The sequence below is a fragment of the Streptomyces sp. NPDC057638 genome, from assembly GCF_042800315.1.
Taxonomy (GTDB): Bacteria; Actinomycetota; Actinomycetes; order Streptomycetales; family Streptomycetaceae; genus Streptomyces.
On the sequence record NZ_JBHVHF010000350.1, the window covers coordinates 1 to 7311 of the forward strand.

At 70.7% G+C, this 7311-nt stretch carries 6 protein-coding genes; all 6 read right to left on the reverse strand.

All coding sequences use genetic code 11. The features are described 5' to 3' along the window. Positions 1–199: 199 nt before the first annotated feature. The 6 genes from ACFVIM_RS30470 to ACFVIM_RS30495 all read right to left on the reverse strand — a co-directional run bounded on the left by ACFVIM_RS30470 (position 200) and on the right by ACFVIM_RS30495 (position 7214). Positions 200–1231 (reverse strand): ABC transporter ATP-binding protein, encoded by a 1032-nt coding sequence (locus ACFVIM_RS30470; RefSeq protein ID WP_384308124.1) that lies wholly within the window; start codon positions 1229–1231, stop codon positions 200–202. After that, on the reverse strand, positions 1224–2258 hold the full coding sequence (locus tag ACFVIM_RS30475) for an ABC transporter ATP-binding protein (RefSeq protein WP_384308127.1): 1035 nt from the start codon (positions 2256–2258) through the stop codon (positions 1224–1226). Before ACFVIM_RS30475 ends, ACFVIM_RS30470 begins: the two co-directional genes overlap by 8 nt. Before the next feature lie 10 nt (positions 2259–2268). Beyond that, on the reverse strand, positions 2269–3324 hold the full coding sequence (locus tag ACFVIM_RS30480) for an ABC transporter permease (protein WP_384308130.1): 1056 nt from the start codon (positions 3322–3324) through the stop codon (positions 2269–2271). Continuing rightward, a complete protein-coding gene (locus ACFVIM_RS30485; RefSeq protein ID WP_384308133.1) occupies positions 3317–4240 on the reverse strand; it encodes an ABC transporter permease in 924 nt (307 codons plus the stop codon). Before ACFVIM_RS30485 ends, ACFVIM_RS30480 begins: the two co-directional genes overlap by 8 nt. A gap of 113 nt (positions 4241–4353) precedes the next feature. Beyond that, a complete protein-coding gene (locus ACFVIM_RS30490; RefSeq protein WP_384308136.1) occupies positions 4354–5985 on the reverse strand; it encodes an ABC transporter substrate-binding protein in 1632 nt (543 codons plus the stop codon). 296 nt (positions 5986–6281) lie between these two features. Next, positions 6282–7214 carry a GNAT family N-acetyltransferase gene (locus ACFVIM_RS30495; RefSeq protein WP_384308139.1) on the reverse strand — a complete coding sequence of 311 codons (933 nt, stop codon included), beginning with the start codon at positions 7212–7214 and terminating at the stop codon, positions 6282–6284. Between the last annotated feature and the right edge of the window lie 97 nt (positions 7215–7311).

Consider the following 7311-nt stretch of genomic DNA (forward strand, 5'->3'; position numbering starts at 1 on the left):
CGTCGGCGCTGAGACATCGACTCCAGCGCCCCGGAGGCGAAGAACCGCAAAAAACACAACATAAAAAAACCAGGAAGCCGCGAAGCGGCGGCTTCCTGGTTACTACGGCACCCGCACGGCCGTACCTCGCAGAGCGTGGCGCGTCCGTATATCGGTGGGACGACGGGGGTGTTGCCGGGGCGTAAAACCGGGGCCGGGGTCACTCGGATGGGGGGACGACCTGGCGTTCGGCGGCGAAGTGGCAGGCGGAGGGGTGGTGGGCCGGGCCTTCCCAGATGCGGAACTCGGCCGGGACCTCCAGTTGGGGCACTTCCAGTTCGCAGCGTTCGCGTGCCTTCCAGCAGCGGGTGCGGAAGCGGCAGCCGGAGGGGATGTGGGCGGGTGAGGGGAGGTCGCCGCCGAGGAGGATGCGTTCCCGGCGGTCGCGGGCGCCGGGGTCGGGGACCGGGACGGCCGAGAGCAGCGCCTGGGTGTAGGGGTGGGTGGGGTGTTCGTAGATCTCCTCGTCGCGGCCGGTTTCCATGACCCGGCCGAGGTACATCACGGCGATCCGGTCGGAGATGTGCCGCACGATCGACAGGTCGTGGGCGATGAAGACGTAGCTGAGCCGGAACTCGCTCTGGAGCCGGTCCAGGAGGTTGATCACCTGGGCCTGGACGGAGACGTCGAGCGCGGAGACCGGTTCGTCGGCCACGATGATCTCCGGGCGGAGCGCGAGTCCCCGGGCGATGCCGATGCGCTGGCGCTGGCCACCGCTGAACTGGTGGGGGTAGCGGTTGACGTACTCCGGGTTGAGGCCGACCACGTCGAGGAGTTCGCGTACCCGGCGGCGCCGGTCGCCGCGGGGGGCGGCTTCGGGATGGATCGCGAAGGGTTCGGCGATGATGTCGCCGACCGTCATCCGGGGGTTGAGTGAGGTGTAGGGGTCCTGGAACACCATCTGGATGTTGCGCCGTACGGCTTTGAGGGCGCGACCGGAGAGGCGGGTGATGTCCTCGCCCTTGTAGCGGATGGTGCCTTGGGTGGGCCGTTCCAGCTGGACCAGCAGCCGGGCGAGGGTGGATTTGCCGGAGCCGGACTCGCCGACGATGCCGAGGGTCTCGCCTGCCGTCAGGTCGAGGTCGACGCCGTCCACGGCCCGGACCGAGCCGATCTGTTTCTTGAGGACGATGCCCCGGGTGAGGGGGTAGTACTTGGTCAGCCCGCGCACTTCGAGGATCGGCTCACTCATGGCCCGTGCCGCCTTCGAGGGTCTCCCGCCAGAAGTGGCAGGCGCTGCCGCGTTCGGAGTTGACTTCGTACAGCGGTGGTTCGTCGGTGCGGCAGACGGCGCGGGCGAGGGGGCAGCGGGGGTGGAAGGCGCAGCCGGGCGGGATGGCGGTGAGGTTGGGGGGCAGGCCGGCGATGGCGTGCAGGGAGCGGCCTTTGCGGTCGAGGCGGGGGATGGAGTCGAGCAGGGCCCGGGTGTAGGGGTGGGCGGGGGCGCGGTAGAGGTCGTGGACGGGGGCGCTCTCCACGATCCGGCCCGCGTACATCACCGCGATGTGGTCGGCGACGTCGGCGACCACACCGAGGTCATGGGTGATCAGGACGAGTCCGGTGTTGAGTTCGGCCTGGAGCTGGGCGAGGAGTTCCATCACCTGGGCCTGGACGGTGACATCGAGGGCGGTGGTGGGTTCGTCGGCGATGACGAGGGCGGGTTCCAGGGCCAGCGCCATGGCGATCATGATCCGTTGGCGCATGCCGCCGGAGAACTGGTGCGGGTACTGGCGTACCCGTTCACGGGCGGCGGGGATGCCGACGCGTTCCATCAGCTCCACCGCGCGTTCCCGGGCCTGCCGGGTGGACATGCCCCGGTGGACGGTGAACATCTCGGCGATCTGGTCGCCGACGGAGAGGACCGGGTTGAGGGCGGAGAGGGCGTCCTGGAAGACCATGGCCATCTGGGCGCCCCGCAGCGTGCGGCGTTCCTTCTCGGGCAGGGTGAGCAGATCGCGGCCGTGGAAGCGGATCTCGCCGGAGGTGATCTCGCCGGGTGGGGTGTCGAGGATGCCCATCACCGCCTGGGCGGTGACGGATTTGCCGGAGCCGGACTCGCCGAGGACGGCGAGGGTGCGGCCCTGTTCGACCCGGTAGGAGACGCCGTTGACGGCGTGGGCGATCCCGTCCCGGGTGCGGAAGACGACATGCAGGTCGCGGACGTCCAGCAGGGGTGCGGGGGCGGTCGGGCTCGTCGCGGGCCGCTCGGCGGTCGTCATCGCGGGCTCCTCAGCGCAGCTTGGGGTCGAGGGCGTCGCGGACCGCGTCGCCGAGCATGATGAACGCCAGCACGGTGAGGGCGAGCGCCCCGGCGGGCCAGAGCAGCATGTGCGGCGCGTTGCGGATGAAGGGGGAGGCGGCCGAGATGTCGATACCCCAGGAGACGGTCGGGGGCCGCAGCCCGACGCCGAGGTAGGACAGGGTCGCCTCCAGGGAGACGTAGGTGCCGAGCGCGATGGTGGCGACGACGATCACGGGGGCGATGGCGTTGGGCGCGATATGCCGCAGCAGGATGCGGGAGGGGGAGGCGCCGAGGGCGCGGGCGGCCTGGACGTAGTCGTTCTCCTTGGCGGTGATGACCGAGCCCCGGGCGATCCGGGAGATCTGGGGCCAGCCGAGGAGCACCATGAACCCGACGACGGGCCAGACGGTGGTGGAGCGGACCACCGACAGCAGGACGAGTCCGCCGAGGACGACGGGGATGGCGAAGAAGACGTCGGTGAGCCGGGAGAGGGTGGCGTCCCAGCCGCCCCCGGCGAAGCCCGCGAGCCCGCCGAGGACCGAGCCGAGGAGCGCGACGCCGAGGGTGGCGCAGACACCGACGGTGACGGAGGCGCGGGCGCCGTAGACGGTCCGGGTGTAGACGTCGCAGCCCTGTCCGTCGTAGCCGAAGGGGTGACCGGGCTGGGAGCCCTGCTGGGCTTTGGAGAGGTCGCAGGCGTGCGGGTTGCCGGAGGCGATCAGCTGGGGCCAGATGGCGATGACGACGAGGAAGAGGATGACGAGCGCGGAGAGGAGGAAGACGGGGTTGCGGCGCAGGTCGTGCCAGGCGTCGGACCAGAGGCTGCGGGCCTTGTGTTCGGGCCCGGTGCCCTGGGGTCCGTCGACCTCGCCCTGGACGCCTTCGATGGTCTGGCCCTCGCTCATGGCGAGGTCGGTGGGGGCGCCCGCGCCGGTGGCGGCGATGGCGCCGTCGTCGTCGTACCAGGGCGGCGGGTCCTGGGGTGATGCGCCGGGTCCTCGGTGGTCGTCGGCGGAGCCCGGGGGCGGCGGCGGCTCAGGCATAGCGGATCCTGGGGTCGAGGACGGCGTACAACAGGTCCACCAGCAGGTTCGCCAGCAGGAAGACCAGCACCAGCACGGTGACGAAGCCGGTGACGGTCTGGGTGCTCTGGCGGACGATGCCCTGGTAGAGCTGGTAGCCGACGCCGTGGATGTTGAAGATGCGCTCGGTGACGATCGCCCCGCCCATCAGCGCCCCGATGTCGGCACCGATGAAGGTGATGACCGGGATCAGTGAGTTCCGCAGCAGATGGCGGGTGACGACCCGGCGGTGCGGCAGTCCTTTGGCGCGGGCGGTGCGTACGTAGTCGGCGCGGGCGTTCTCGGCGATCGAGGTCCGGGTGAGCCGGGTGACATACGCGAGGGAGACGGAGGCCAGCACCAGTCCGGGGACGATCAGCTCGTTCAGCGGCGCCTCGGGGGAGACGGCGGGTTTGATGAGGCCCCACTCGACGCCGAGGAGCAGTTGCAGCACCAGTCCGGTGACGAAGGTGGGGATCGAGATGACCACCAGGGTCAGCATCAGGACCGAGGTGTCGACGGGACGGCCCCGGCGCAGCCCGGTCAGCACGCCGAGGGTGATCCCGATGACGATCTCGAAGGCGATGGCGACCACGGTGAGCCGCAGGGTGACGGGGAACGCGTCGGCCATCAGCTCGGTGACGGGCTGTCCGTTGAAGGCGGTGCCGAAGTCGCCGGTGAAGACGTTCCCCATGTAGGTGAGGTACTGGCGCCACACGGGCTGGTCGAGGCCGAACTCCGCGCGGAGCTTGGCGGCGGTCGCCGGGTCGCACTGGCGCTGTCCGCACAGCCCCTGGATGGGGTCGCCCATCACGTTGACCATCAGGAAGATCAGCAGGGTGGCGCCGAAGAAGACCGGGATCATCTGGAGCAGTCGGCGGATCACATAGCGTCCCATGTGCGGCTCCAGGGGTCGGTGGGGGGCGGGGGCTCGGCGCGGGCGGGGGGCTCGGTGGCGGCTGATGCTCGGGGGCGGGGGGGGGCTGGGGGGCTGGGGGCTGGGGGGCTGGGTCAGGCGACGGTGATCTGGTCGTAGACCGGGACGCTGAACGGGTTCAGCGCGACATGGGAGAGCCGGGCCGAGTAGCCCGCGCTGCCGTTCTGGTACCAGAGCGGGATCGCCGCCATCTGGTCGCGGACCACCTCCTCGGCACGGCGGAACGTCTCCACGGCCCGGACGGGGTCGGACTCGGCGTTGGCCTCGTTGATGAGCTGGTCGAAGCGGGCGTTGCTCCACTTGCCGTCGTTGGAGGAGGCGCCGGTGTAGTAGAGCGGCTGGAGGAAGTTCTGGATCAGCGGGTAGTCCATCTGCCAGCCCGCCCGGAACGGCCCGTTCATCCCGGCCGAGGTGATCTGGGCGCGGAAGTCGGCGAAGGTGCCGATCGGGTTGCCGACGCAGGCGTGGTCGCGGCCGAGGACGTTGTTGATGCTGTTGCAGACCGCGTCGACCCAGATCTTGTGGGAGCCGGTGTCGGCGTTGTACGAGATCGTCATCGAGCCGCCCGGGATACCGCCGCCCTCCGCGATCAGCCGCCGGGCCCGCGCCGGGTCATAGCGGCAGGCGTCACCGCAGAGGGTGGGGTCGAAGCCGCCCTGGGTGCCGAGCACCGGTGAGGTCCAGTCCAGCGCCGGGGTACGGGTCTTCAGGAAGATCGTGTCGGTGATCTGGGGCCGGTTGATCGCCATGGAGAGCCCGGTACGGACCTTGGAACCGCCGGGGGTGTTCCACGCCTTGTCGTAGTAGGGGAAGGCGAGGGTCTGGATGATCCCGGCCGGGGTGTTGATATAGCGGCCGTCGAGGTCCTTGCGGACGAACCGGAGCTGGGCGGCGGGTACGTCGTCCACCAGATCGAGGTTGCCCGCCGTCAGATCGGTGTACGCGGTGTTGTTGTCGGTGTACACCCGCAGCTCGACCCCGGCGTTACGGGCCTTGTCGGGCCCCGGGTAGCCGTCCCAGCGGCGCAGCGACATCGAGAAGCCCCGGGTGTACTTCTCGATCCGGTACGGTCCGTTCCCGACCGGCTTGGCCAGCCATGCCGCGTGGTCGTCGAAGAAGGCCCGGGGCAGCGGCGCGAAGGCGGCGTAGCCGAGGGTGTCCGGCCAGGTGGAGAACTTCTGGCTGAGCCGGACGGTGAAGGTGCGCTCACCGGTGACCGTGAGACCCGACAGGGTGGTGGCGGTGGGCTTGCCGGAGTCCGGGTGGACCTGTGCGTAGCCGTCGATATAGCCGAAGAAGTACGCGTTGCGCTGGGCGTTGTCGAGGGCGGCGCCGTAGTTCCAGGCGTCGACGAAGGAGGCGGCCGTCACCTTCTCCCCGTTGCTGAAGGTCCAGCCGTCCTTCACGGTGATCGCGAACGTGGTGGAGTCCGTGGTGTCGATCCGCTCCGCGAGCATGTCCGTGGCGGCACCGGTACGGGGGTCATAGCGCTTCAGCCCCCGGAAGATCATGTCCAGGACCTTGCCGCCCTGGACCTCATTGGTGTTGGCGGGCTCCAGCGGGTTGGCCGGGTCGCCCCAGGACGCGCTCAGGACACCGGGGGGAGGAGTGGAGGAGGCGCCACCACCGCAGGCGGCCGCCGCGGCGGTGACCAGGAGGGTCACCAGGGCGCAGACGGGCCAGCGGGTGCGCCGTGCTTCGCGCATGGGCGCCTCCTGGGGTGTCGGCCGGGCCGCCTCTGTCCGACTCTGCGCCCCCGCCCGCCCCCGCGCCTCCCCGACTACTCCACCCGTGTCCCCCCGACCCCTCCCGGGGCCGGCCCCCTCCTTGTCGGCAAGCAGGCTCCCCACCCGCTGTGGGCAGGCGGGTTCCACCCCCGAGTGGGCACGGGGTTCCTGCCCGCTGTGGGCATCTGTTCCGCAAGGGTGTGGAACTCGTGCCCACCAGCGCGGCACGGAGCGGGGGGTCTGGCACGAGGAAGCCGCGCCCCTCGCAGAGGGAGCTAAGGCGTGGGGAGGGTGAGTTCCCAGGTGTGGGCGGCGAAGTAGGGGGTCATGCCGTGGGCGGCGTAGAGGCGCGGCGCGCCGGACGCGTTGGCCGTGTCGACGCCCAGCCCGATCGCCTCCCGCCCCAGCGCCGCGTACACCGCGTACGCGTACCGCAGCAGATATCCGGCGATCCCCCGCCCCCGCATCCGCGTCACCACGCCGAGGTTCGCGATCCAGGCGTGGGCCTCGCGGTCGTTGCGGGTCACCATGACCGCCACGTCGCCTTCGCCCGCGAGGGTGGCGATCCACACCCGGGACCAGTCGATTCCGCCGCCGAGGTCGGCCTTCCACTGCGCGTAGCTGCGCGGCTGGTGGTCGAAGTGTTCGGCGAAGGTCTCGTTGAGGAGTTCGCGGGCCCGGATCCGGTCGGTCTCCTCACGGCAGTCGCGCAGGGTGAGGCCGTGGGGCGGCGGGGGCACCACGTCACCGGCGGGGTGCAGCGGCCGGGTCATGACGTGGTAGGTCCGCACCACGTTCCAGCCCCGGCGGGTGAGGAGCGCGGGGTCCACGGTGGGGCGGGTGTTGAGGTGGAGGTGGATCACGGCCCGGTCGGCGCCGTTGGCGCGGGCCCGGTCCAGTGCCCGCGGCTCCATCAGCTCGAAGAGCCGTTCGGCGGCGTCCTGGTGGTCGGGGAGGACGTACTGGTCCATGTCGATGCGGTCGGCGCCGGAGTCGTCCCACATCAGCCCGTAGCCGACGAGTTCGCCGTCGCGGTGGGCGAGCCAGGAGTTCTCCGCGAGGGCGGCCTCGGGGTGGGTGAGGTCGTCCTTGACGGCCGCCAGGTCGGTCTCCTCGCGCCCGATCTCGATCAGGTCCACGGCGTTGAGCAGTCGGCAGATCTCCTCGGCGTCACCGGGGACGGCGGGCCGTATCGCAAGCTCGGTCATCCGCACACTGTCCGGGTCGCCGCCCGTTCGCCGCAACGCGTTTTCCGGCGGGCGGGCACCCGTACCGTACGAGCCGGGAACGGCCAGGGCCCCGGAG

Bases quoted from the DNA above. Each gene is read 5' to 3' on its own strand.
- ACFVIM_RS30490 (WP_384308136.1), bottom strand. From the start codon at position 5,985: ATGCGCGAAGCACGGCGCACCCGCTGGCCCGTCTGCGCCCTGGTGACC.
- ACFVIM_RS30470 (WP_384308124.1), bottom strand. From the start codon at position 1,231: ATGAGTGAGCCGATCCTCGAAGTGCGCGGGCTGACCAAGTACTACCCC.
- ACFVIM_RS30475 (WP_384308127.1), bottom strand. From the start codon at position 2,258: ATGACGACCGCCGAGCGGCCCGCGACGAGCCCGACCGCCCCCGCACCC.
- ACFVIM_RS30495 (WP_384308139.1), bottom strand. From the start codon at position 7,214: ATGACCGAGCTTGCGATACGGCCCGCCGTCCCCGGTGACGCCGAGGAG.
- ACFVIM_RS30480 (WP_384308130.1), bottom strand. From the start codon at position 3,324: ATGCCTGAGCCGCCGCCGCCCCCGGGCTCCGCCGACGACCACCGAGGA.
- ACFVIM_RS30485 (WP_384308133.1), bottom strand. From the start codon at position 4,240: ATGGGACGCTATGTGATCCGCCGACTGCTCCAGATGATCCCGGTCTTC.